The 24,515-nt window shown below is 35.7% G+C and carries 23 protein-coding genes; 7 read left to right on the top strand and 16 right to left on the bottom strand.

Annotated elements, in window-relative coordinates:
- Both GYA49_00940 and GYA49_00935 read left to right on the top strand, forming a co-directional pair.
- Window positions 1-1,153: hypothetical protein (locus GYA49_00940; protein ID NMC35589.1), on the top strand; the 1,153-nt coding region annotated here is incomplete at its 5' end.
- An 89-nt stretch (window positions 1,154-1,242) separates the two neighbouring features.
- Complete coding sequence (locus tag GYA49_00935; GenBank protein ID NMC35588.1) at window positions 1,243-1,608, top strand: hypothetical protein; 366 nt, start codon at window positions 1,243-1,245, stop codon at window positions 1,606-1,608.
- 1 nt (window position 1,609) lies between these two features.
- Here the strand turns inward: GYA49_00935 and GYA49_00930 are convergent, their stop codons facing one another.
- From GYA49_00930 to GYA49_00915, 4 genes are all read right to left on the bottom strand, one after another.
- Window positions 1,610-3,646 (bottom strand): ATP-dependent helicase, encoded by a 2,037-nt coding sequence (locus GYA49_00930; GenBank protein NMC35587.1) that lies wholly within the window; start codon window positions 3,644-3,646, stop codon window positions 1,610-1,612.
- Between the two features lie 81 nt (window positions 3,647-3,727).
- Window positions 3,728-4,705 carry a hypothetical protein gene (locus GYA49_00925; GenBank protein ID NMC35586.1) on the bottom strand — a complete coding sequence of 326 codons (978 nt, stop codon included), beginning with the start codon at window positions 4,703-4,705 and terminating at the stop codon, window positions 3,728-3,730.
- Between the two features lie 3 nt (window positions 4,706-4,708).
- On the bottom strand, window positions 4,709-5,836 hold the full coding sequence (locus tag GYA49_00920) for a hypothetical protein (protein NMC35585.1): 1,128 nt from the start codon (window positions 5,834-5,836) through the stop codon (window positions 4,709-4,711).
- A gap of 139 nt (window positions 5,837-5,975) precedes the next feature.
- Window positions 5,976-7,136: a hypothetical protein gene (locus GYA49_00915; protein NMC35584.1), complete on the bottom strand. Its 1,161-nt coding sequence runs from the start codon at window positions 7,134-7,136 to the stop codon at window positions 5,976-5,978.
- 153 nt (window positions 7,137-7,289) lie between these two features.
- Here GYA49_00915 and GYA49_00910 point away from each other — a divergent pair, with 153 nt between their 5' ends.
- Window positions 7,290-9,002: a phospholipid carrier-dependent glycosyltransferase gene (locus tag GYA49_00910; GenBank protein ID NMC35583.1), complete on the top strand. Its 1,713-nt coding sequence runs from the start codon at window positions 7,290-7,292 to the stop codon at window positions 9,000-9,002.
- 5 nt (window positions 9,003-9,007) lie between these two features.
- Here GYA49_00910 and GYA49_00905 read toward each other — a convergent pair whose 3' ends face one another.
- The 12 genes from GYA49_00905 to GYA49_00850 form a co-directional block, all read right to left on the bottom strand.
- Window positions 9,008-9,310 carry a DUF4342 domain-containing protein gene (locus GYA49_00905; protein ID NMC35582.1) on the bottom strand — a complete coding sequence of 101 codons (303 nt, stop codon included), beginning with the start codon at window positions 9,308-9,310 and terminating at the stop codon, window positions 9,008-9,010.
- An 11-nt stretch (window positions 9,311-9,321) separates the two neighbouring features.
- On the bottom strand, window positions 9,322-9,633 hold the full coding sequence (locus GYA49_00900; protein NMC35581.1) for a hypothetical protein: 312 nt from the start codon (window positions 9,631-9,633) through the stop codon (window positions 9,322-9,324).
- A 36-nt stretch (window positions 9,634-9,669) separates the two neighbouring features.
- Window positions 9,670-10,680: a hypothetical protein gene (locus GYA49_00895; protein NMC35580.1), complete on the bottom strand. Its 1,011-nt coding sequence runs from the start codon at window positions 10,678-10,680 to the stop codon at window positions 9,670-9,672.
- Window positions 10,677-11,201 (bottom strand): metallophosphoesterase, encoded by a 525-nt coding sequence (locus tag GYA49_00890; GenBank protein NMC35579.1) that lies wholly within the window; start codon window positions 11,199-11,201, stop codon window positions 10,677-10,679. The genes GYA49_00895 and GYA49_00890 overlap by 4 nt, the downstream gene beginning before the upstream one ends.
- A gap of 35 nt (window positions 11,202-11,236) precedes the next feature.
- Complete coding sequence (locus GYA49_00885) at window positions 11,237-13,798, bottom strand: HAD-IC family P-type ATPase (GenBank protein NMC35578.1); 2,562 nt, start codon at window positions 13,796-13,798, stop codon at window positions 11,237-11,239.
- 75 nt (window positions 13,799-13,873) lie between these two features.
- A complete protein-coding gene (locus GYA49_00880; protein NMC35577.1) occupies window positions 13,874-15,091 on the bottom strand; it encodes an FtsX-like permease family protein in 1,218 nt (405 codons plus the stop codon).
- Window positions 15,092-15,095: 4 nt separating this feature from the next.
- On the bottom strand, window positions 15,096-15,794 hold the full coding sequence (locus GYA49_00875) for an ABC transporter ATP-binding protein (protein ID NMC35576.1): 699 nt from the start codon (window positions 15,792-15,794) through the stop codon (window positions 15,096-15,098).
- An 18-nt stretch (window positions 15,795-15,812) separates the two neighbouring features.
- A complete protein-coding gene (locus tag GYA49_00870) occupies window positions 15,813-17,108 on the bottom strand; it encodes an efflux RND transporter periplasmic adaptor subunit (GenBank protein NMC35575.1) in 1,296 nt (431 codons plus the stop codon).
- Between the two features lie 171 nt (window positions 17,109-17,279).
- Window positions 17,280-17,846 carry a hypothetical protein gene (locus tag GYA49_00865; GenBank protein ID NMC35574.1) on the bottom strand — a complete coding sequence of 189 codons (567 nt, stop codon included), beginning with the start codon at window positions 17,844-17,846 and terminating at the stop codon, window positions 17,280-17,282.
- A gap of 254 nt (window positions 17,847-18,100) precedes the next feature.
- Window positions 18,101-18,502, bottom strand: coding sequence for a hypothetical protein (locus GYA49_00860; protein ID NMC35573.1), 402 nt, complete (start codon window positions 18,500-18,502; stop codon window positions 18,101-18,103).
- A 72-nt stretch (window positions 18,503-18,574) separates the two neighbouring features.
- A complete protein-coding gene (locus tag GYA49_00855; protein NMC35572.1) occupies window positions 18,575-19,591 on the bottom strand; it encodes a HAMP domain-containing histidine kinase in 1,017 nt (338 codons plus the stop codon).
- A 113-nt stretch (window positions 19,592-19,704) separates the two neighbouring features.
- Window positions 19,705-20,379 carry a response regulator transcription factor gene (locus GYA49_00850; protein NMC35571.1) on the bottom strand — a complete coding sequence of 225 codons (675 nt, stop codon included), beginning with the start codon at window positions 20,377-20,379 and terminating at the stop codon, window positions 19,705-19,707.
- 148 nt (window positions 20,380-20,527) lie between these two features.
- Here GYA49_00850 and GYA49_00845 point away from each other — a divergent pair, with 148 nt between their 5' ends.
- The 4 genes from GYA49_00845 to GYA49_00830 are packed head-to-tail and all read left to right on the top strand — an operon-like array spanning window position 20,528 to window position 24,511.
- Window positions 20,528-22,735 (top strand): HAMP domain-containing protein, encoded by a 2,208-nt coding sequence (locus tag GYA49_00845; GenBank protein ID NMC35570.1) that lies wholly within the window; start codon window positions 20,528-20,530, stop codon window positions 22,733-22,735.
- A gap of 20 nt (window positions 22,736-22,755) precedes the next feature.
- Window positions 22,756-23,751, top strand: coding sequence for an ABC transporter substrate-binding protein (locus GYA49_00840; GenBank protein ID NMC35569.1), 996 nt, complete (start codon window positions 22,756-22,758; stop codon window positions 23,749-23,751).
- Window position 23,752: 1 nt separating this feature from the next.
- The gene (locus GYA49_00835; protein NMC35568.1) at window positions 23,753-24,121 is read left to right on the top strand and encodes a response regulator; all 369 of its coding nucleotides are present in this window, start codon (window positions 23,753-23,755) and stop codon (window positions 24,119-24,121) included.
- Between the two features lie 12 nt (window positions 24,122-24,133).
- Window positions 24,134-24,511, top strand: a complete 378-nt coding sequence (locus tag GYA49_00830; GenBank protein ID NMC35567.1) for a response regulator — start codon at window positions 24,134-24,136, stop codon at window positions 24,509-24,511.
- The last annotated feature ends 4 nt before the right edge of the window (window positions 24,512-24,515 follow it).

Genomic DNA, 24,515 nt, shown 5'->3' with positions numbered 1-24,515 from the left:
TTCTGTCCCTGAATCGGGTGATTATATTTTTAAAGCTACAGTTTACGCACCGAGTACTAAATCTGATTCGATGTACCTACAATTCAATAATGAAACTAAAAAAATCTGGAATTTTGCTTCTTCGTCAGGTTTTTCTTATAAAAAGAAAAGTTTAGTCAGCAATACACCTTTGGATAACTATTTAAAAAATTTAGAAGCAGGTAAACAATATACAATCTCTTTCTATAATCGCGAAAAGGCTGCAACTCTATATAACTGGCAATTAAATCTAGTTAAGCCAACAGTTGTAGAAGTCCCACCAACAATAACAAGGTGTAAGACAGGATTAAATAGTTTTTCAGTCAATACTCCATGTTCGGATGATAGCGATGATCGTTTAGGTTCTTTTTATCGTTATATGACATATCAATGTTATGGCTATGATAAAGTTACTGAAGGCGGATCAACATCATGTAAATCTTCTTCTACCTGGAAAGAGTATGCTGAAAAATACTGTGCTGATAAACCCAATCCGGAATGTTCTAATTCTGAACCTATTGATCAAAATTGCCCATCTGGAATAACTTCGATCAATCTTTATAAAACTTGTAGCGATCAAGACCAAGATAGTATAGATAAGTTTTATTATGGTGATTTTGTTTGTGGTGATGGTTATAAACAATCAGCTTATGATGGCATTTGTCGGAATGGTACTGATTGGGTAAATTATGCAATTAAATTTTGTAAGGAAAATAATCATAATGTATGCCCACAGCCAATGCTGTCTTATACTCTTGAACCTAGCGAGGCAAAAATTGAAATGTCTATAAATAGTTATGGTTATGGAGTAAATGTGTTATTAAAACAAAGCAATACACTCCTCTTGGACCAAAGTGGAATTACCTATAAATGGACAGCTTCTAACCCTGCCATTGTTAGTATTGCTGATAGCGGATTTTCAAATGGTTGTCCTTATGATTTAATCGCACCTTGTCCAAATATGCACGCTGATCTAAAACCTTTAAGTTCGGGTAATTCACTAGTTAAAGTTGTAGCTTATAAAGATAATCGGGAAATTGCTAATACAAGTTTATCAGTGTTTGTTTCTGATCCTTCTTTTTCAACAAGCACTAGCTCAGCGAGTATATATCAATCTTTGGATTCAGGACGTTAATGCTTAGAAATAAGAGCCGCTTAAAAGGCGGCTCTTATTATCGCCCAACATTGACCTTATACCCTAATCCATGTACTATAAAATCACAAATGAAAAAGACAACTACCCCTAATTATCACAAAAAAATCGCTATCCTTTCAGTTATGGCTATTGCGCTGTCTTTTAGTTTTGGATTGAGTTTGGACAAATTAAAAACTTCCTCTACCAACAGCTCAAGCCGACAATTAGAAACGTTTGTGACTGAGTATCAAACCGAGCCAGTTGAACAAATTACTCAAAAAGAAACAGAGCAACAGGAATTCGGAGATTCTCAGGAGGCTTGCGAGTATCTAAAATCATCTCTATGCCAAAGCCGACCAATTGGTCAATCAACTAGAGAAAAAGAAAGGTGTCAAGCTTTGGAACAACTTTGTAATCAAGAAAAGTCAGCTTCGGCTTCTTCACAACCAGAGTAACTTACATTCGCCACGATTCATTGATTTTTTCAAATAAGGTTTTTTTATCCTTAGTATCAATTTCTTCAAAATCATCACTCACTAGTTTAACTCGTTTGTTTTTGGGTTTGCTAAGCTCAACCATATTTTGTTCCAGTTTTTCTAAAATCCGCCGATCTTCTAAAAACCGAGAGACTCGGTTGAATTGATACAGTCCTCCCTGGCCACCTTCATGATGCATTGTCAAATAAAGTTGCCGTTTAGCCCGAGTTACCGCTACATAAAAGAGACGATGTTCTTCTTCAATCTGGTCTGCAAAATTGAGCGCAAAACGGCTTGGCAAAACGCCTTCAATCATACCGATTAAAAATACGCTGTCCCACTCCAAACCTTTGGCTGAGTGGATCGTAGAAAGGGTTAATGGTTTTTCTTCATCATATGTCCCATCAACTTGGGCTACGCCTCGTTCAGGTGGTTCTAAAGCCAAATCTGATAAAAAGCTATCAAGACTTTCATAAGAAGCAGCAATATCTTGCAAGGTTTCTAAATCAGAAAGTCGCAGATGCCAATCATCAAAGTGTTTTTTAAGAAGTGGTTTATAGTAATCAAAACAAAAATTAAAAATGTCACCTAAAGCTAGTCCATCACTATCAAGTTTGCTCAGTAATTTTAGTAAACGTTTAATCCCCTGGCTATAACTAAAATCAGAGCCAAATTCATCATCCAAGGTTTGGATAACTTGATTAAGATTGATGCAGTTTTGCAAACTAGCCACAATTTTCTCAGCAGTTTTTGGCCCGATATTTTCAATCAGTTTTAAAATCCGTATCCAAGATAATTCATCAGTAAAATTTTGCACGATCTTTAAATAAGCTACTAAATCTTTGACATGAGCTGTTTCGTAAAATTTGACTCCGCCATAAACCTGAAACGGAATTCCTAATTTAGAAAGCTCACTTTGAAGAGGGATGGAAATAAAAGCCGATCTAAAGAGTACAGCTTGTTTACCTAAATCAATCCCATTATCTCGCATCATTTTGATTGTCTGGGCTAGCCAAGTAGCTTCGTCATACGGGTTTTTAAACGTGACAATCTCTGGCTTAAGACCAGATTGTTTATTGGCTGCTGCCAGCTTTTTCTCATATTTATCTTTCATGCTATCTAAAACCACATTACCTAAATCCAAAATCAGCTGCGTACTCCGATAGTTTTCTTCTAGTTTAATAACCTGACAGTTGGGGAAACGGACGGGAAATTCCATAATATTCTGATGAGTTGCCCCTCTAAAACCATAAATGCTCTGAGCATCATCGCCAACTGCCATAATATTGCCATGGCTTTCAGCCAGATAGTAAGCAATATCACCTTGCAATTTATTGGTATCCTGATATTCGTCAACCATAATATGTTGATACTGGCTAGCTAAACGCTGCCTCATCTCTGGATTTTCCAGTAAAATTTTGAGATAAACGAGTAGATCGTCATAATCAACATAGGAGGCTTCAAGTTTGGCCTTAGTATACGCTTGGCGAAGATTGGTAATTTCCTGATTAAATTCTTCAAATTGAGGATATTCCCGTTCCAAAATATTTTTGATAGCAGTTTGTTTATTGATTGATTTACTGATAATTCCTTTGAGGGTTTCTTTTTTAGGAAAACGTTTTTTAAGATCCAAATACCCTAATTTGCCCATCACGCTACCTATTAATTCATTAGAGTCAGCACTATCTAATATGGTGAAATTATTTTCCAAACCAATAGTTTTACCATAGCGTTTTAAGATTTTAAAGGCAAAAGAGTGAAACGTTCCTCCATCTATTTGTTCGCATTTAGGGTCATGAGCAGCTGCCCGAGAGAGCATAGCTGCCGCTGCCTTCCTGGTAAAAGTCAGTAATAAAATTGATTGTGGGTTGATGCCTTGTTGAACTAAATGGAGTGTCCGGTATTCAATCACCCGAGTTTTACCAGAACCAGCGCCCGCAATGACCAAAACCGGTTTGTCAGTAGTCGTTACGGCTTGGTATTGGGAAGAATTAAGATGAGATTTTAAATCAACCATAGACAATCAATACTACACCAAAAATAAGAAAATATGAAAGAGTTTTCAAGATAGCTAAAATGGTTGAACTGAATTTAGATATTAATCACAATTACCCCATGAGGTTAAAATAAAATTGAGGTCGTATAAATTTACAATTTGATCAGCATTAAAATCTTGAACACAATTTGTACAGGCACCCAATTTATTCAACACAAAATTGGCGTCTGCTAAATTTACTACTCTATCATTATTTAAATCAGCTGGGCATACTTTAGTTGATTCTGGGGCTACAAAACCATTCCAAATTTTAAGATCATCTACCCACACTCTATGAGCTTCTGGCTCAGAGACCTCGTAATAAACTTTTCCGATAGTAGCTTTCCATGGTCCTTCCACGGTTTCAGTTGCTAAATTGGAAAGATCAAAAATTGATTCACCATTAATCCACATTTTAAAAACTCCATTTTGAGGGTCACGCTTAACATAGTAATGGACATTAAACCATTCATTTTCAGGAAGTTTATAGTTATCTTTATGAGCAATAGTTGTTTTTTGCTCACCCTCGTGAAGGATGAGTAATAGGTTGTATGTATTTTTAGTGGTGTCATGATTCATGATTGGGGAAATCCAGTAGGTTCCAGGAGATGGTTTCTCCTGACTCATAGGAACAAACCACTCCCACCAAGACCAATCATAAGATGTGTGTAAAGACCAATCAGGACAAAAATACCAAAATGACATTGACCAATCTTTTCCCACTAAATCACTGGGGTAAATATTAAATTCTGCTCGACGACTACGCTTATCTAACCATTCTAATCCAATACTTTTTGTACCACTATGAGTTCTACTATTTTCTAACCACATTTTAGCCGCGGGCGAATTTGGTCCAAATTCAAACCAGTTTGTGAGTCCCATATTTATTCTATTAGAATCAACAATAGATGCGCTTTCAAAATCAGTTTGATAGACAGGTACAACAGAAGTATTGTCAGCCCAAGCAAAACCAGGCCAAAATATAACTATCAATAAGAAACAAAGTATAGTTATAAAATAATTAGCAACATGTTTTAGCATAGATTAAAAATTTTGTTTGACTAAAGTAATCTTAGCAAATCCAGTATTAGACTCCCTACCTCTTATAATTAGGGTATGAGTACCAGCATTAAGCTTAAAAGATTTGGGTGTAAATTGATTATTGGTTGAAGTTCCATTTCCCCGCCAAGATACATATTGCTCTATAGCTTTTGAGTTAGTATTTATATCCCAAATCATTTCTGGGCTTGTTGGCTCTTGATCAAAATTTATAAATAAAGAGTTAGATGCCTCATTTACAGCTTTAACTAAAATTTTTACTAAATAATAACCAGCATCAGCTTCATTAATAGAAAATGTATAGATTGCTTTTCCACCATTAAGCGGAACTGGAGTTTCTTTGTTTTGACTAATATACCCATTTCGTGCTAGATAAAAAGGTTTACTAATAACACCTTTTTTTGCTAGATACACATTTTCTGATGTTAAAAGAGGTGTGGAAGTAGGTGTCGGAGTAGATGTGGAAGTTGGTTTTGGTGTTGGAATACTAATTAAAACATCTCCTTTATTTGACAATAAATTTTGGTTAAGGCCGTCTTCAGTAGAGTTTTCAAAATAAACAGAGCTTTGATCACTACTCGTTCCAGATTCGAGAATATATAATTTAGTTTCATCAATGAAGCTTAAGGTCTTAAATCTTACCGTAGCAAAAACACCATCGCCAGCATATTTCTTAGGAGGAACATTAAAAGCAGCAATATAAAAAGAGTCATTGTTTATATCTTTTTTAAAATAGGTATCATATAAGTTTCCCTGACTAATACTTAAAACCTGTAATTTCGTACTATCAAACCCAACTAAAATATCAGCAGCAGTAGAATTAGCACAAATCCCAGCTCCGCAAGTATTTAATCTAATTAATACATCAAATTCTTCGCCAATATCTTTAGGAGGATTGTTTATCTGAAGTTGGAAAAAAGCTTGAACATTACTAGTTTCAGCACTATATATATCCGGAGTTCTTGAAACGCTTTTTAGTCTTAAAAAAAATATTGGCAAAAATAAAAGATTAAAACCAACCACTATAATGAGAAGGGTTTTTAGATTATCAATAACTACTTTGCTAAAAAATTGTTTTTTCTTTTTATTTCTTTTTATTTTCTTATTATTCATATTTTCTTTATCTTAATACTATTTTTAAATTAGTGTCAAATGCTCTATTAAGAAAATAAAAAGAAGTTGGGATATAATTTAAAAGATATTTTCCATTTTTTACTACTTTCCATTATTTTATTTTATGCCTGATGAGAGATTAGATGCTCTTCCAGCCAACTCTTTCTAAATTGCAAAACATAGGTGAGAGACCTAATTCTTCACATACTGTACGAGATAAATCAATAAGTGGCATAATTCTTTCTCTTCCTGTAAAAGATATTCGATAAGAATTAGTATTAAATCCTACTCTTCTACCATGAATTTCAGTACTTTCTTTTGCTGGTCGTTTTATTTTCGGATCAACTCCAAACATAGTTCCAAGTGCTCTTAATAAATCTAAATTAACTGAGATTAAGGTAAGATGTCTAGTCTCTTTGGATGCATCATAATAAATCTGGTCATTTAAATACCATAATCCAGTTAGAAAATACGGATTTTCTCCAGAAAGTAAAAGTTGATCATATAAAGATGAATCACCTACCGGACCTGGTTTTAAAGGAGTTGCTTCGGCAATTGAAACACGTTCACTGGTACCAGAAAATGCCCACCTTATAAATTGCAAATACGTTTCTTGTCTCGAAACAGTAAATGGCATCATACGTGCAGCCATAGCTGCATTTTGATACCCGCTTGTCAGAGCTAATGCCCAAGATTGTGAATTTTCACTTGATCGAGGATCTCTAGCTTCATATATGTGACCACCAAAGAGACTTTGAAGCTCTTCCATTTTAGCCTTACGTCTATCTTGAATAATCATTCTAGGATATTGATCTGTGGTTCTATCAGAACCAGTACCTCCCATGTTCAATGAGCCTTGATGTTCTAACAAACCAGCAAGAAAGGCAAAGTGTCTATCATCTTTTTCACTTAGCAAATCAACAGCATTATTTCTTGCTTCTCTGTGTATAGCCCTTTCAGCTACTACTTCAGCAGTTTTTTGCCAAGTTGCTGGAGAAATAGCTTGTAAAGAGTTATTATCTGCTATCCACTCAAAAGTTGTAGCTAAATTATGTCCTGCTTCTGCATCAATTTCCTTATATCTACCTGGGATAGAAAAACCTAAGTCTTTTTCAAGAAGAGATGTTAAATCTATTTGCTGAAGCATTAATGTCAAACGCCTTTGTTCTTGCCTTAAGCCTTTTGAGTTAGGATTTATTGCTAATCTAGCTTCTATCTCATTAAGCCTGCCTAAAATATCAGTCTCTTTTGGGGTAACTCCCTCACTTATTCCTGGAAATTTTCTTTCTGTATAAATCATATATTATAGGTCTATATTATAGAATAATTTGCTGAAAAAGCAACTTAAATAAAGAAAATTAAATAATAGTAAAAAGTTGGGATTCGATATAGATCTCCAAAGTTAAGGTGTAATTAAGGCTAAACAGACAGTATAATAAGTCGTAATTATCTTATGTTTAAGCATCTTTGCCAAAAAGTATCAAATGGTCAAATATTTTGGTTTATTCTAATTATTTTTATTGCCCTATTGTTACGCTTAGTTAGATTGGATGTCTCTCCAGCCAGATTAACTTCAGACGAAATGAGTATCGGCTACAATGCCTACTCAATTTTAAAAACCGGTACCGATGAGTGGGGCCGAAAATTCCCACTAGTTTTCCAAGCATTTGGTGATTTTAAACTCCCAGCTTATATCTATTTGGCAATTCCTTTTATCGCCACCTTGGGCTTAAACGCTTTATCTCTAAAACTACTTTCGGTAGTTGCTGGCATAATAATCGTCTTTGCTATTTATCTTATTGTTAAAGAAATAACTAACAATAAAACTCCAGCTTTAATAGCTGCTAGTTTGGCAGCTATTAGTCCTTGGCCAGTTCATCTTTCCCGCACGGCTTTGGAGTCTAATTTGAGCTTGGCTTTTTTTAGTCTTGGGTTTTATTTTTTACTAAAAACTATCAGCAAAGCAAAAACTATACACAGTATTGCTAGTGGTATTTTTTTAGGACTGACGTTTTATAGCTATGTAGCTTACCGACTAATTGTGGCCTTATTTATGGCAATTTTGCTAATTGATGTTTTTCTAAAACAAAAGTTAAAAAAGCCTTTTATCTTGATTGTTATTGTTGCAGTAATAACAGTACTACCAATTATTGGCGTTTTATTTGGTAATGGCGGTATGGCTCGGTTTAGCCAGGTGTCTCTTTTTCGCGATGAAGGTATTGCAGCTATAGTCAATGAAGACCGGGCTTTTTGTTTTTTACAAAACCAGACTATTTTACCAAAGCTTTGTCACCCGTTCTTTAATAAATTTGGAACTATTGGCATTAAATTTTTAGACAACTACGCTAAATTTATTTCTCCGACTTTTTTGTTTATTGAAGGCGACCAACTACAGTATCTGAGTAACCCTGGTTTTGGTGAGTTTTTTATCATTTTTATTCCTTTTTATCTAATTGGTATTTACCAACTTTTTAAGCAAAACTCCGTTAAAGCTAATCTTACTAAAATCCTATTTTTACTCAGTCCAATGCCTTCAGCTTTAGCTGGTGAACCACAAATAGTTCGCGGTAGCGCTTTGATTCCTTTTATTTGTCTGTTCATTGCTCTTGGTATTTTCCAAAGTTACCGTTATCTTAAAGCCAAATCATTGCACTTGGTTTTCTCTCTGGGATTGGCTATTTTTACCTTACTTTTGCTAGTTCAGTACACTTTAAGCTATTGGTATATTTATCCGGCCAATTTTGACAATGCCGCTTCAGCTCTCAATCCCCAAATAGGCACATTTTTAAAAGAACACGAATCAGCATACGATTTGATTTCAGTTAGTAACTATTTTACTGATGCGCATATTTTCTTAGCTTTTTATTTACAAAAAGATCCTATTTGGTATCAACAAAATGCGGTTCGACCACCTCAGGATTCCTTTGGTTTTTCTCATCCAATTGCTTTGGGTAAATACGTTTTTGAAGATCAGACGTTACAACATTATGTCTGTAATTCTAAATATCAGAAAGTGCTGTATCTGACCAATAAAGACGAAGGCTTTAAACCATATCAAGAATTTCGCAGTTTTTCTGGCGTCCACTTGCAAACTGCTATATATGACGTAGATTATCTGCGCCAATGGCTTCAAGATAGAAAACAACTGGAAAGCTATTGTAAATAATAGGTCTATTTCTTTTTACTGCTTGGTTTAGACTTAGCAGCAGGAATTTCTTTTTCTACTGAAATCGTGCATTCGGTCAATAGAGCAGCTATAGCTCCCACTCCTGCCCAAACAGGAACTAAGACTGTTCCCACTACACCAATAGTCATCGGAAACATCACAATAGTTTTGCCATTTTTATCTTTGATGCTAATTTTGCGGACATTACCTTCTTTAACTAATTCTTTTACTTTGGCTACCAATCCTTCGCCTTTAACTCGAAACTCTTCAGTTCTGGTAGTTTTTTTCTTGGTTTTTTTGGCTGGCATACAGTCTCCTTTCAAAAAATCTTGTTAATCAAATAGATTATAGCAAAAACTAAAAAAACTCCCATGAAAACAACAAATAGTTTTTTCTTTTTGAAGATAGTTTTATGTGTTGGTTGTTTTATATTCTGGGTAGTATTTTTTTCAATAGGAACAGCTACTTCTTTTTCCTCACTTTTTTGAGCTAAAGAGTCTGCTGCAACTTTTGTTTTTTCTAAAGGTGAATCATCTCTAACTCCAAAAGCACTTCGCCTATCGCTTTCCAGCAAAGCTGATTTTAATTGAAACGCTGAGGATAGATCTTTAAAACTATTAAAGTCAGCCATGTATAAAGAATAAACTAATTTAAATACACAGTCTAGTTAATTAATTTTTACTTTTTCTTGCTCAATCAAATACTGTAAACCAACATAGACTGTGATATAAGCAATTAGCCATAAAACTGCCACTAGCTGATGATGATAAAACGAAAAGAATTGGGTCAGTAAAATCAAAACCAATAAACTTTGTTTGAATTTTTCATAGGCTTTACGGCGTTTTTTGCGTTGCAATAAATAAACTCCCATCAATACTAAAATCCCCGCTATAAGCGTAGAAATAATCGTACCCCAATCCCAAAAGGTACTATGTGCAATGTCAACAGTTAGCAACATTTTGGCAATACTAATCATCATACCAATTATGAAAATTGTTGTTAGTAAACGAGCGGAAAGTCTATTTTTTACTGAATCAAGATACGCTTTTTTGAGGTAGTATTTAGCTTGAGAAAGGATATTTCGTTTAGCTACAGGCTGCACTTTAATTGATTGAACTAGTTGTTTTAAGCTTTTAGTGACTTCGTCATTTGTCTTGGCTTTAGCAAAATAGGCTAAAGCTCTAGCTTTTTCATCTTGATCCAAATCTGAAAAAATAATTTCTTTAACCAGCTCCAAGCCATTGATAGCATAATCTTTTTGATCAAGTTTTATTTTTTTATCTAAAGTTCTAAAGGCGAAAAACATCAGCACAAAAATAACATACATAATGGCAAAAGTCGGTTCAAAAAAATAGTCATTATCCTCAGTAATAAACTTGCCCAATTCGTCAATAAAAAAACCAAAGCCAATTCCACCTACAATTGAAGCCACATACTTAGCTTCTTTGTTTAAAAAAGCCATGGCAAACACCAAGGCAATCATCATAAATAATCCTCCCCATAGCATGTGAGCAATATGAAGTTGGGTATTGCCAAGCCGGGCATAATTAGTTACTGATAAAAAGACCCGAATCACTAAAACCGAAGAAACGGTCATAATCATGAAGTTTTCCAAATACCGACCTGCTTCTAAGTTGTACGCAAAAAAAGAGAGTTGTTTGAAGTTGAAAGGTTTCATAGCAAATATATTATTTCAGCTTGTCGGCTTTTTGTATCATAAATAGCCACCGATCCCTTGGTAACTTCTGGGTTTTCCGAAACCCCAGCTACTGTTCCTGGATTGACCCATAAGGTTTTACCAATTTGCGAAATTTTAGCCACGTGGTCGTGACCAGTACAAACTAAATCATAGTCTCCGCAAGTAAGTAAAGCTTGTGTAATTTCTGCACCATTACCATGAAAAACGGCAATTTTTTGACCATCTTCTTCTAAGCTAAAAATATTTCCCTTTGGAGCATATTCTATTTTATGTAGATCATATTGCTGTAAACGACGGATAATACCATACTTATCCCCTTCATTATTACCAAAAACCATTTTAATTGGCCATGGCCAATCGCTCAAAAATTTGAACATAAATGGTGAAACTAGATCGCCACAAAAAAGAGCCAATTCAATATTGTGATTATTAAAAATTTGATGTGCTTTTTCTAAATTAGCAACATTATCATGTGTATCTGAAAAAATACCAATTTTCATAGGTGGATAGTAATTTGTAATTAAAGCTATTATACCTAACTCTGTACCAGCTTATAGAAGAAACGTTTGACAATTTCAGTAGACAGGAAATATAGCAAAACAAGACCAATAATAATAGTCAGAAAGTATGGAGTTGGTGGTGTAAATTGGAAAATTGATTGACCAAAATGAGTAAATGGTAAGGCAATCGTGGTTCCAATCGCTAAGATTGAGAGAATAATAATGGTTAAAGAAGGCAGCTTGGCTTTGAAAAAGACCGAACGGGTCCGCAGCGAATACATCAAGATTAATTCAGTGAGAATACTGCCAATATACCAATTGGTTTGCAAAACTGAAGGTGAGTATTTAAAAAACATCCCAAAGAAAATAAAGTCAAAAACCGTACTGACTAAGCCCATGGTAGTGGCGATTAAAGCAAATTCTTTGAGATTGTAGCTTTCTGGTTTTTTGACCTCAGCAGGATCAACTGAATCAGTGGCTACTGCAATTAGCGGAAAATCAGAAAGTAAATTGACCAACAAAATCTGAATTGGCAGCATCGGTAAAAAAGGGATTACTAAAGAGGAAATAGCCACCGCAAAGAAATTGCCAAAATTAGAAGATAAAGTAATTTTGATATATTTTAAGGTATTGGCAAAAACTTCCCGACCTTCTTCGATCCCATCTACAATTACTTTCAAACTTGATTTGAGTAAAATAATATCAGCTGCTTCTCTGGCAATGTCTGAAGCTCCTTGCACTACCAGAGCAACATTAGCAGCTTTTAAAGCTGGCGCATCATTGATCCCTTCTCCTAAATATCCTACTTCAAATTGCTGTTCCAATAGTTCAATAATATGGTGTTTGGTTTGGGGCGAAACTCTGGCAAAAACACTATAACTTTCCACTGCTTCTTTTTGCTTGCGTGGCGTAAGCTGTAGCAAATCTTCGCCTAACATAACTTGTTTGGGATCAGCGATCAAACCAATTTCGGTAGCTACGGCTCCAGCTACGGCTGAACTATCACCGGTAATTATCTTGACCATCAACCCCAAACTTCTGGCTTTGGCCACTGCTTCTTTAGTAGTTTTTTTCAAAGGATCAACAAAGGCAATACAGCCTAAAAAGGATAGTTTTTTTTCTTCGACTTTAGCTTCGTAATTAGGAATAAAATGCTGATTTTTATAAGCAATTGCCAAAACTCGTCGTCCCAACTTCCCTTGCTCATCAATCCAATCATCTAGTTTTTTTCTCTCCTGCAGATCCACATTGTCACAAAATGGCAAAATTGACTCAGCTGCTCCACGCACAATAAGTTTATCCTGACCATCAATGCTAATGATTACACTCCCTCGACGCCTATCCGGATCAAAAGGTAATTCCCCTAAATGTTTGATTGCTCCTTCCTGATGAAAGGGGTGTTGCTGACTGGCTTTTTCTATAGCTGTATCAAAAGGATCCTGGCCATTGCAGTGATTTTTAGCAGGCATCGCTTTTTTGGCATACCAAAGTAGCTGGGCTTTATTTCTAGTAAAAAAGTCAACCACTTTTAGTTTATTTTGTGTAATTGTCCCGGTTTTATCAGTACACAAAACTTGAATGCCACCTAAGTCTTCAATAGCTGATAAACGCTTTACTACTACTTTATGTTTAGCTAAGCGTAACGCTCCTCTAGATAGTGAAAAGGTGCTGACCAAAGGCAGAGCTTCGGGGATAACTGCTGCAGCCAAAGCTATGGAAAAAATAACCAATTCAACAAAATTAGCCTGATCTCCCTTTATCAAAATATTGGCCAGAAAAACCATAACTAGAGTTACTAAAACCAAACGTAAGACAAAGCCGCTAAATTTATTCATGCCTTTTTCAAAACCACTAGTACGCACTGTTTCGCTACTAAGCTTAGCAATGCTTCCAACTACAGTTTTTTTGCCAGTAGCCACTACTACTGCCAAACCAGTCCCACTAACGACGCTTGTTCCGGAAAAAAGAATATTATCAGCTTTAAAAATTTCAGTACTTACTTTTGTTAAAGGTTGAGCAGTTTTAGACACCATGTCACTTTCTCCAGTCAAAATAGATTCATCTACTAACAAACTATTACTCTCCAATAGTCTACTATCAGCATCAACAATATCACCAGGTTTGACTAACAAAATATCACCAGGCACCACATTTTTAGCCTCAATAAAAATATCTTTCCCGTCTCGCCGTACTAAATTGTGAGTGGCAGTATATTGTTGGAGCAGTTTTAAAGCTTGTTCTGACCGATATTCTTGGAAAAATCCTAAAACACTATTAATAAGTACAAACAGCAAAATCATGGAGCCATCCATATGCTCCCCCAAGATGTAGGCCAGACCAGCTGCTACCAGCAACATATAAATAAAAGGGGAAGCAAACTGACGTTTAAAAATAGTTAGAGCACTCAGTTTTTTGCCAGAAAGCTTATTGAGACCAAATTCCTGCAATCGTTTAACAGCTTCTTGACTACTCAAACCTTTAGACCGGCTGGTAGTAAAGTTAGCCTCTATTGCTTCTGCAGTTTGACTAGTGTATTTACTATATACAGTATCACTACTTATAGTTGTTATTTTGGTTTTTTTGGGCAGAGAAACCATACTACTTCTAGTCTAGAAGTTTTAATTTCTAAAAACAATGGGAAGGTTTTAAAAATATATAATTACTTTTGAATTTTATTCGTAGCGTAGTGCTTCAATCGGCTGAAGTTTTGCAGCTTTTTGAGCAGGATACCAGCCAAAGACAACTCCAATCAGCACTGAAACTCCAAATGCCAGCAGAATTGAAGTGGGGGCAATAGTAAATGGCAAACTCATCACTGAAGACAAAATAAGAGAAATACTAATCCCGATTACGACTCCAATAATCCCTCCAATAAAGGTGATCAAAATAGCTTCAATTAAAAATTGATAAATCACAACCCGCTTTTTAGCTCCTAAAGCTTTGCGTAACCCAATTTCCCGAGTCCTTTCTGTTACGGTGACCAACATAATATTCATAATTCCAATCCCACCAACTACTAAAGAAATAGCTGCAATTCCAGCTAAAAGAGTGGTAAAAGTTCCAGTCACCGAACTAACTGTATCAATCAAATCTTCTTGATTCATGATCCGGAAATCAGCACTATCTGGATCACTAATCCCATGACGCTTAAGCAAAAGAGCTTCTACTTCATCTTGGGCCTGGCTCATCGAATTTTCATTAACAACACTCAAGCTCAGAGTAGAAAGATAATTTTGACCATACAGTATTTTTTGGGCAACGGTTAGGGGCACAAAAATCATACTATCCTGGCTCATCATCCCAGTCCCTCCTTTGCTAGTAGTTACTCCGATTATTTTTAAAGATTGGCTATCAATCCGGATTGACTGACCAACAGGATTGGCTCCTTCACCAAACAAATCGGTTACCACATCGGGCCCCAATACGGCTACTCTACTCATAGCAGTAATCTGCCGTTCACTAATAAATGAGCCATACTCTATCTCCACATTATTAACCGTCAGATATTCTGGGTATACTCCATAAACTTGGGTGTTAGTATTATTTCTACCAGCAATGATTTGCGAGTTACCTGAAATAACTGGTGAGATATCGGAAATTAAGGATATTTCTGATTTAATGGCCTTAGCATCATCAAGTGTTAATGATTCTCGACTACCACTAGCACCTCTAATACCTCCCTCACGAGAAGCCCCAGGTTGAATAGTCAATAAGTTGGCTCCTAAAGATTGAATTTGATCAGTGATATTTTTTTGAGAAGCTTGTCCTAAAGACATTAAAGCAATTACGCTGCCGATACCGATAATAACTCCCAACATAGCTAAGCCTGTTCGAACTTTGTTGACTGTTAGAGTTAAACTGCTTTCGTTAAAAATTTCAATTAGATCCATAATTTTAAATTTTATTTTTTCTTTTTCTTCGATCTTCAACTAGATGGCCATCTTTCAAAAAGATAATTCTTTTAGTCATATCAGCAATATCTTTCTCATGAGTAATAATAATAATGGTATGGCCTTTTTTATTGAGATCATTAAAAGTTTTCATAATCTCTTCAACATGCTTGCCAGAAATATTTCCAGTTGGCTCATCAGCTAAAATAATAGCTGGGTCCATAGATAAGGCTCGAGCAATCGCCACCCGCTGCTGTTGGCCTCCAGATAATTGATTGGAGTGATGATAAAGCCGATCACCCAAACCAACTAATTCTAAAAGCTCTTTAGCTTTTTGCTCGCGCTTGGCTTTAGGAACATTGCCATACATCATAGGCACCATTACATTCCGAAGAGCTGTAGTTCTAGGTAATAAGTTATATGCTTGGAAAACAAACCCAATTTTTTTGTTGCGAATTTCAGCTAGCTCATCATCTGTCAAATTACTAACTTTTTTACCATCCAAAATATATTCCCCAGAACTTGGAGTATCCAGTGCTCCTAAAATATGCATCAAGGTTGATTTACCTGAACCTGATGGACCCATGATAGCTACGTATTCTCCTTTTTCAATGTTAAAAGATACTTTTTCTAAGGCGATAGTTTCTACATCCTCGCTCACTTTATATACTTTAGATAGATTGTCAGCTTTTATAATTGACATGAAAGTAATATTTTATAATTAATGACCCATAGGAGGTGTCATCGTACCTCTGACCATACCAGCTCCTCCTCCACCTCCACCCATACCAGGAATCATTAGTCCACTACCCTGTTTATCACTACTACCACTAGTTCCGGTTCCTGAAGTACTACTAATAATGACATCGCCTTCAGATAGTCCAGAGACTATTTCAACTTCGGTATCGGTTTCTAAACCGGTCTCAACTTGAACTGGTTGAACTTGGCCATTTTTCATAACCCGTACAATTTTTTCACCATTGCGATCAACTACCGCTCCAACCGGAATTACTAATACATCATTTCTTTTATCCAAAGTAATATCTGCCGTTAGAGCCATATTGGTCAAAACACTATCATCTGATTCATCAAAGCGAATCAAAACAGTGTACTGCGTGACTCCGCTAGTCATAGTCCCTACCCGATCAATAGCCACAATCGTACCTTGATAGGTTTTATCAGTTACACTATCTAAAGTTAAAGTAGCTTTTTGTCCACTTTTCAATTGATTAATATCAACTTCAGTAGCAGTAAACGAAGCGATAGGATTACCATCAGTCTTGATTGAAGCTACAGTTTGACCAACTGCTCCACCACTGCTATTTTCCGAACCAACCAGCGAAAGCCCTTCTGCTATATTCAGACCCACAATTTTACCAGCTACTGGAGCTGTAACGGTAGCTTGATACAGTTGATAGTTATACCAAGCTGAAGACAGTGAAGCTTGAGCACTATTAATATTAATAGCTTGTAACTTATAATTCTCTTCAGAAGCCAACCATTGATCTTGTAGAATTTTAAACTCTGGTAAATTTCGATAATCAGAATTAGGATCATCAAAATTTGTTTCTTCTGTCTTTTTCATATAATCATCCCAAGAACTAAACATGGAGGCTTGCTGACTATATTGAGTAGCCGTAGCTGAATCGACATTTTTCTTAGCATTAAGGTAACTTGCCCATGCTGAAGACTGATTATTGACTCCGGTGGTATCCAAAGTAATTTCTGCAATTTTATCGCCAGCTGCTACTTCTTGGCCATCGGTTATAAACACTTCTTTGACCTCGCCACTAGCTTTGGTAGAAACTGAAATCAAGTTAGATTGTTCTATCTGACCTGACAAAGTCACAGAAGAAATCAGATTGCCTTTTTCAACTGTAGTAGTTTGGATTTCACTGGCCGTCTTGGTATTTTGCTTTGTGTAGTAATAGTAGCCACCACCACCGGCAGCTAAAATAACAAATAGAATAATAAGTTTGGCCTTGAGAGACCATTTGAAAGGATTTGGTAATTTCATATATAAAGTTCCAATACAGTAACTATTTTATTGTAATACATTATTCTATGAAGAAATATTGAGATTAAGTTGAGAATCAAAAAAGCCTTTATTATTACACAATGAATTAAGATGCCCCGCCATTTTTGGCGGGGCATCTATTCCTAACTAGTCTCTATTCCTGTCCTGTCCTTAGTTGCTTTGAGTTTGAGTATTTCCAGCATCTTCTGGAGCGCCTGGTCCAAAACCGTCACCTCGTCCACCCATACCTGGGCCTCCATGACCACCAGGGCCACCAAAACCCATCACATATTGCATATCGATACCGTTTTCATCAGCCCAAGCCTGGAGCTCATCTCGCTCAGCTTGACGTTTTTCTTGTTCAGCTTGACGCTCTTCGTCAGTCATATCTTTCATTTGACCCATTTGGCCACGATCAGCTTCATGAGCAGCCTCAAGTTCTTCGTGTTTAGCTAAAATAAGCTGTTTCTGAGCTTCAGTTAGATCACCATTAGTCACAGCGTCAGTTAGACGTTGTTCGTACTGAGCTTGCATTTCTTCTTGGTGAGCAGTCCGATCTTCATCAAATACTGCTTGAATATCGGCTTCAGCTAGCCCAAATTTCTCAGCTAATCTTTGAACAATAGTCTGTCCACTACCATTGCCATTTGCACTCTGAGCAGAAACTGTGCTAGTAGTATAGACAGTCCCAGCCAATAAAATTGCACCTAAAACAGGGAGTAAAACTTTTTTATTCATAATTATTTTCACCACCTTTCAAAAATAAATTTTGTAATATATTTCGCAAAGCAAAGCTAGAAAAGTAATATTTTAAAATAAGTAAGTGTTAGCCTTAACTTCCGAAACTAGTGCGTACTATAAAGGAAGTATTTGAGAATTTATTGAAAATTTTATGAATGCTTTCTCAAGAAAAAATAGGCTTAAACTATGTAAGCAAATAAAAAGCGCTCCGACTTAATGTTGGAGCGCTTTATAAATATTGTGTTTAAAAACTATTGCTGAGCAGGCGGCATCGGCATTCCACTTCCGGAAGCGTTTGGTCCTCGACCCATTCCGCCTTCTGGCATATCTTCTGGCATCCCCAGTGCTGTCCGCAGTTCTTCCAAGCTAACTCCAAGTTTGTCAGCTGCATCCTGCATACTGACTCGTTCACCTTGAGTTGGATCGCCCATAGCTTCCTGAAGTTTTTCTTCAGTCACGCCTAATTTCTCAGCAGCAGCACTCAGATCCAATTGGTTTCTTCCCATCATGCCTTGGCCATTACCTGGCATACCAGTTTGATTCTGTTCTTGAGTTTGGTCTTGGTTTTGCTCTTGAGTTTGACCTCCCAAACTACACGCCCCTAAAGCTAAACTACTTACTAAGATGGCTCCAAATAAAAGACTTTTTTTCATAAAAGCTCCTTAGAAATTTTTATAATACTATAGTAATGTAAAAAGCTAAGTTGAGAAAAGATTGAGAAAATCCTAACGTTTACATGGTAAAGTAATGCTAAATTTTGTTCCCTTATCTAGTTGACTATCTACTTGGATCTCTCCATTCAACTGCCCTACAATTTTTTTAGCAACTGATAAGCCAAGCCCATAACCGTTAGAGTCAATCTTAGTTCGGGCCGAATCAACTCGATAAAAGCGGTCAAAAATGTGCGGCAAGTGATGCTTAGCAATTCCCACTCCATTATCTTTAATAGTAAAGGTTAGTTCTTTGGTATCGGCTTTAGCTTTAATCCAAACTTTACCATTTTTCTTACTATATTTGATAGCATTGTCTACAAAAATCTGGATTAGTTCAGTCAGCACTGCTTTATCGCTTTTAATCGTTATAGTTCTTGGAATTCTTTGAATTTTTAAAGTAATTTTTTTAGCTTTTGCCAAGGGTGATAATTGTTTTACGACTTGCTCAACTAAGGGTGCTATTACCACTTCTTCAATTTGCAAATGATTACCATCAACGCGTGATAGTTTGAGCAAGCTTTCTGATAAGCTTTCCAATCCTGCTACATCATCTAAATTTTCCTGTAAAATTTCCCTGGTTTGAGGTGACAATTTTTTGTTCATCAAATTAACTTCCAAAGAGGTTTTTAAAGCTGTGATTGGCGTCCGCAGTTCATGTGCTGCATCAGCTACAAAACGTTTTTGTTCTTCTAAAGAGAGGTAAATTGGTTGTAAAGTTTTGCCTGATAAAAAGTAACCAGCTCCAGCTACCAGCACCACAATCGCACTATTAATAAGTAGCAACTGAATGAGTAAATTGTGCTGGGCTGACTCTAAATCTTCAGGTAAAAAATGCGGCCCAGTTGGTGGAACAAAATCAGGAGGCAAATCCATCTCTGTTTGATGTTGAAATCTTCGTTCTATCCGTTGATATTCACTTTGAATAATTGAAGTGGTCCGGAAATAAATAGCCGCACTAATAGTGCCACTGATTAAAAAAATAATTAAGGTGTAGTAAGCAGTTAGTTTAATGCGTTCAGATTGAAACATAAAAAAGTTTTTTATGTGTCATTCTGACCCCGCCTTGGCGGGGGAAGAATCTTTCTTATTTTAAGATCCTTCGTCGCTACCCTCCTCAGGATGACACTAATAATATTAGTAAACTAATTATCTATTTTATAGCCAAAACCTCTGACTGTCTTGATAATTTCTGGTTTTTGAGGAAAGGCTTTATCAATTTTATCCCGTAAATAGCCAATATAAACTTGAGCAGTATTAGCTAGCACATCACTATCATAGCTCCACACTTGTTCAACCAATTTGTCTTTATCAAAAACCTGACCTTTGTTTCGCAATAAAAATTCCAGCAGAGCAAATTCTTTTTTAGAAAGTTCAATAGTTTTCTCGCCTCTTTTAACTTCATAGCTTACAGTATTGAGCGTCAAATCCTGAGCTTGCAAAACTTCTGCATCTTGCTTTTTAGGCCGACGAGTTAAGGCTCTGATTCGAGCCAATAATTCAACAAAGGCAAAGGGTTTGCCTAAATAATCATCAGCTCCGGCATCCAAACCTTCTACTCGGTCATTAACTTCAGTTTTAGCAGTTAGCATCAAAACCGGAGTATGAATCTTTTCGGCTCGTAATTTTTTACAAAGAGTCAGGCCGTCCATTTTAGGTAGCATTCGATCCAAAATAATAAGGTCATAAGCTTCACCAATAGCAAAGTCATACCCTTCTTCACCATCATAAGCCACGTCAACTACATAAGACTTCATTTCCAAGCCCTTTTTGATGTAAGTGGCAATACGTTGCTCATCTTCAATGACTAGTAGTTTCATAAAAATCTTAAAAATACTTTAAACAACAAATCAAATTATATTATATAAAAAATATTGAGAAATAGTTGAGAAATGTCTAAAACATAAACTTCTTGCACATCTTTTTCTAATTAAAGTATAGTTTATATATAGGTAAAATTTATCAGAAATGAAATTAACGTACAAACTCGCTATTCCCCTTATTGTTTTTCTTCTTATCAATTCCACGCTTGGTTTTTTAGTAGTTTTTTCATATCTATCTAATTCCCTCAAAGATCAGGCCATCAAACAATTACAAGGCATTAGCAATCTTAAAAAAGATCAGATTTATGAATACGTAGAAGAGGAAAAGGAAGAGATTGTCAAAACTACCGAAGATATCAAGCTTCATCTTCAACTTTATAAGCAACAAGAAAAAGAAACTGAAGACACACTTCCAAAAGAAGTAATTCGCAAAACTCTCAATGATGTACTTAGTAAATCAGGAAAATTCACTGAGCTATTTTTGATTGACCCTAAAGGAGTTATTTATGTCTCAACCAATCCACATAATGAGGGAAAGGTTAGAGAAGATGAACATTATTTTTATGAAGGTCAAAAGGGTATTTATGTTCATGGTTTTACCTATGATCTAGAGCTTCAACAACCTGTCTTAATTATCTCTACACCTATAAATTTAGATGAACAAACCTTCACCTTAGCTTCCAAAATTGATCTAAAGAAAATGTCAGAAATTATGTTGAATGATAATGGTCTAGACAAAACTGAAGAAACATATTTGGTTAATAAATTTAATTTTTTTATTACTGAGTCTCGTTTTGAAAAAGGGTATGCTTTGCGTAAAACTCTTCATACCGAAGCCACTAAACAATGTCTTTCTAAACAAAATGGAAGTGGCAGCTATATTAACTATCGAGATCATAAAGTGCTCGGCAGTTATGTTTGGTTAGATAAAATTGAATCTTGCATGATCACTGAAATTGACGAGCAGGAAGTTCTAGCCAGTACCAGAATTATCTTGCGCTCAATATCAATCATTGCAACAATAGTAGTTTTAGGCGCTTGTCTTTTTATCTTTTTTGCTATCAGAAGAATAGTCAGACCTTTAGTGACTCTTGAAAAAGTAGCCGAGCAAATAGGAGCTGGCGATTTAGATACTAAAGCGGTATTCAAAAGTAAGGATGAAATTGGTGATTTAGCTAGATCAATAAATAACATGGTTAGTAGACTTCGGGTTTCCAGGAAAAAAATCCAAAAAGCTTTTCAGGATATCAATCTTGAAAAAGATAAAGTCACCGCTATTTTACAAAGCATTGGCGATGGAGTCTTTGTACTAGATGAAAATAGAAAGATCACACTGGTTAATCAGGTAACTCAAGATATTTCAGGTCATCAAGCCAATGAATTGATAGGAACGGTATATGATACTCATTTAAAATTTATTTTTGAAAAAACCGGCCGGGAAAATAAACAATTTATTGATGATGTTTATGAAACTGGTAAGGCCACTGAAATGGCCAATCACACTTCTTTGATTAGAAAAGACGAAACCAGAGTTTCGGTAGCTGATAGCGCTGCTCCTTTAAAAAATAAAGACGGGGAAATCACCGGCTGTGTGGTGGTGTTTAGAGATGTAAGCCAAGAACGAGCGGTTGAAAAAATGAAAGACGATTTTATCTCTTTAGCATCTCATCAACTACGAACTCCATTGACTGCTATTAGATGGTATAGCGAAACATTGCTCAAAAATAAAAAAAGCAAGCTTAATAAAACTCAAACTGAGTATACAGAAAATATTTACCAATCTACTAAGCTTTTAATTGAACTGGTGAATGGCTTATTAAATATCAGCCGTATAGAATCAGGCAGACTTATAGTTGATCCTGTCCCCACTGATTTAGCTACTTTATTACAGAAAATTCTTAAAGAACTGGAAATGAAAATTACTGAAAAATCCCAGATAATAACGATCGAAGTTGCTGATAACTTACCTCAAATAAAAATTGATCCTATTTTGATTCGTCAAGTATTTCTTAACTTAATTAACAATGCCATTAAATATACTCCTAATAAAGGCAACATTAAGATAAGCCTTAACCAACAGCAAAACTATATTGTGTTCCAAATTGAAGATAGTGGTTATGGAATTCCACTTGAGAGCCAAAAACGTATTTTTGAAAAATTTTTCCGAGCCGAAAATATTATCAAAACTGAAAATACTGGGACTGGATTAGGGTTATATATGGTCAAAAAAATTGCTGAAGTTTCTAATGGGAAAATTGCCTTTACCAGCACTGAGGGGAAAGGCACTACGTTTACCTTTGGTTTATCAATTAAAGGCAGTAAGGCTCAAAAAGGAGAAGTAACTTTAAGTTAAAAAGCAAAGATCCAAGCAGCATGAAAAAATTTATATTCATTATTATTTCTCTAATTGTATTATTCATTGGAGCTAGTGGGTTTATATTAGGAAAGCAGTACCTAAAATCCAAGCCTCAGCCAACTGATTTAATTCCTTTGTCATTCCGTTTGAAATGGACTCACCAAGGTCAATTTGCGGGTTTTTATATAGCTAATCAGGAGGGTTTTTATCAACAAGATGGCTTAGATGTGACAATCAAGTCTATAGACCTTGACCGCCAGATTACTACCGACTATTTGATAACTGGTGAAGATGACATTGCTATTGGCTCAGCTGATGAGGTACTTATTGCCCGAAGTGAAGGCCAACCAGTTAAGGCTGTGGCCGTTATTTTTAAAATTGCTCCACTTATCTACCTTACAAAAAGTGGTTCCAACATTAATAGCCCTTATGATTTTGTTGGAAAAACAATTGCTTTATCTCCAGGTCAAGGAACATACCTATATGAAAGCATGCTTGGTCAGATTGGTATTGATCGGACTAAAATTAAAGAAATCCCTATGACTGATTGGGATCTATATAAATGTTGGGAAACAGCTGATATTTGTCCAGACTACGCTACTAATGGACTTGCTCGAGCTGAAAATGATGGAGTTGCTACTACTGCTATCTGGCCAAATGATTATGGTGTGCCGTTTTATGCTGATGTTATTTTTACTACCGATAGCTATATCCAAAAACACCCAGACATAGTTGCTACTTTTGTCAAAGATAGCCTAGAAGGCTGGCAAGAAGCTATTGAAAGTCCACAAAAGGCAGTTGAGGCAACCCTGCAGTTTAATTCAGAATTAGATAAAGACTTTCAACTCAAAGCTATCGAAATTAGTATTCCTCTCATTAATACCGGTGATAGTAAATTGGGTTGGATGGATCCAGTGGTCTGGCAAAAAATGCAGGATGTTTTGGTTAAACAAGGTTTAATGAAGAAATCAGTGGATATTAATACTGTGTTTACCAACGAATTTATCCGATAACATGGCTAATATTTTACTTATTGAAGACGATGAACAATTGAGCCAAATATTAGTAACAAGACTAACTGAGGCACAGTATCATGTTGACTTGGCTTTTGAAGGTGAACAAGGCTTATGGATGCTGTCTCAAAATCAGTACGATCTTATTCTTTTGGATTTAGATTTGCCAGGAATCGGTGGCTTAGAAGTTTTGGCTAAAATTAAGGGTAAGGAGCAGAGCCAACATGTTCCAGTTTTTATTTTGACCAATAAGGATAATGATGCTGATTTGAATAAAGCTAAACAACTGGGAGCAAATCAGTATTTAATTAAAGCTAATTATAATCTTGATGATATACTGAGAATTGTTCAACAAATGCTTAATAAATAAACGGAGGACTATATGGGTTACAGTTTGCTAATTATCGAAGATGATAAGTTGCTTGGCAAAGCTATTCAAAATGCTTTGACCGAAGCAAGTTTTAAGACTTTCTGGTCTAAAGAATGGACTGAAGCTGAAGAAGTTTTGAAAAATAATCATATTGATTTGATCTTTTTAGACATTATGCTACCAGGTATCGATGGCTATGAAATTTTAAAGACATTAAAAGCTGATCCAAAATACCAACAGATTACCGTAGTAATGTTAAGTAATTTTGGTCAAATGAATGAAATTGACCGGGCTATGAGTTTAGGAGCCAGTGATTATATTGTCAAAGCCAATATTGATCTTGAAGACTTGGTTGAGCTAGCCAATAAAAAACTGACTTTTAATAAGTAATTGG

This window comes from Candidatus Beckwithbacteria bacterium (assembly GCA_012797845.1).
Taxonomy (GTDB): Bacteria; Patescibacteriota; Microgenomatia; order UBA1400; family UBA1449; genus JAAZOH01.
The sequence above is the reverse complement of the archived record's forward strand: the minus strand, read 5'-3'. Positions and strand labels throughout refer to the sequence as shown.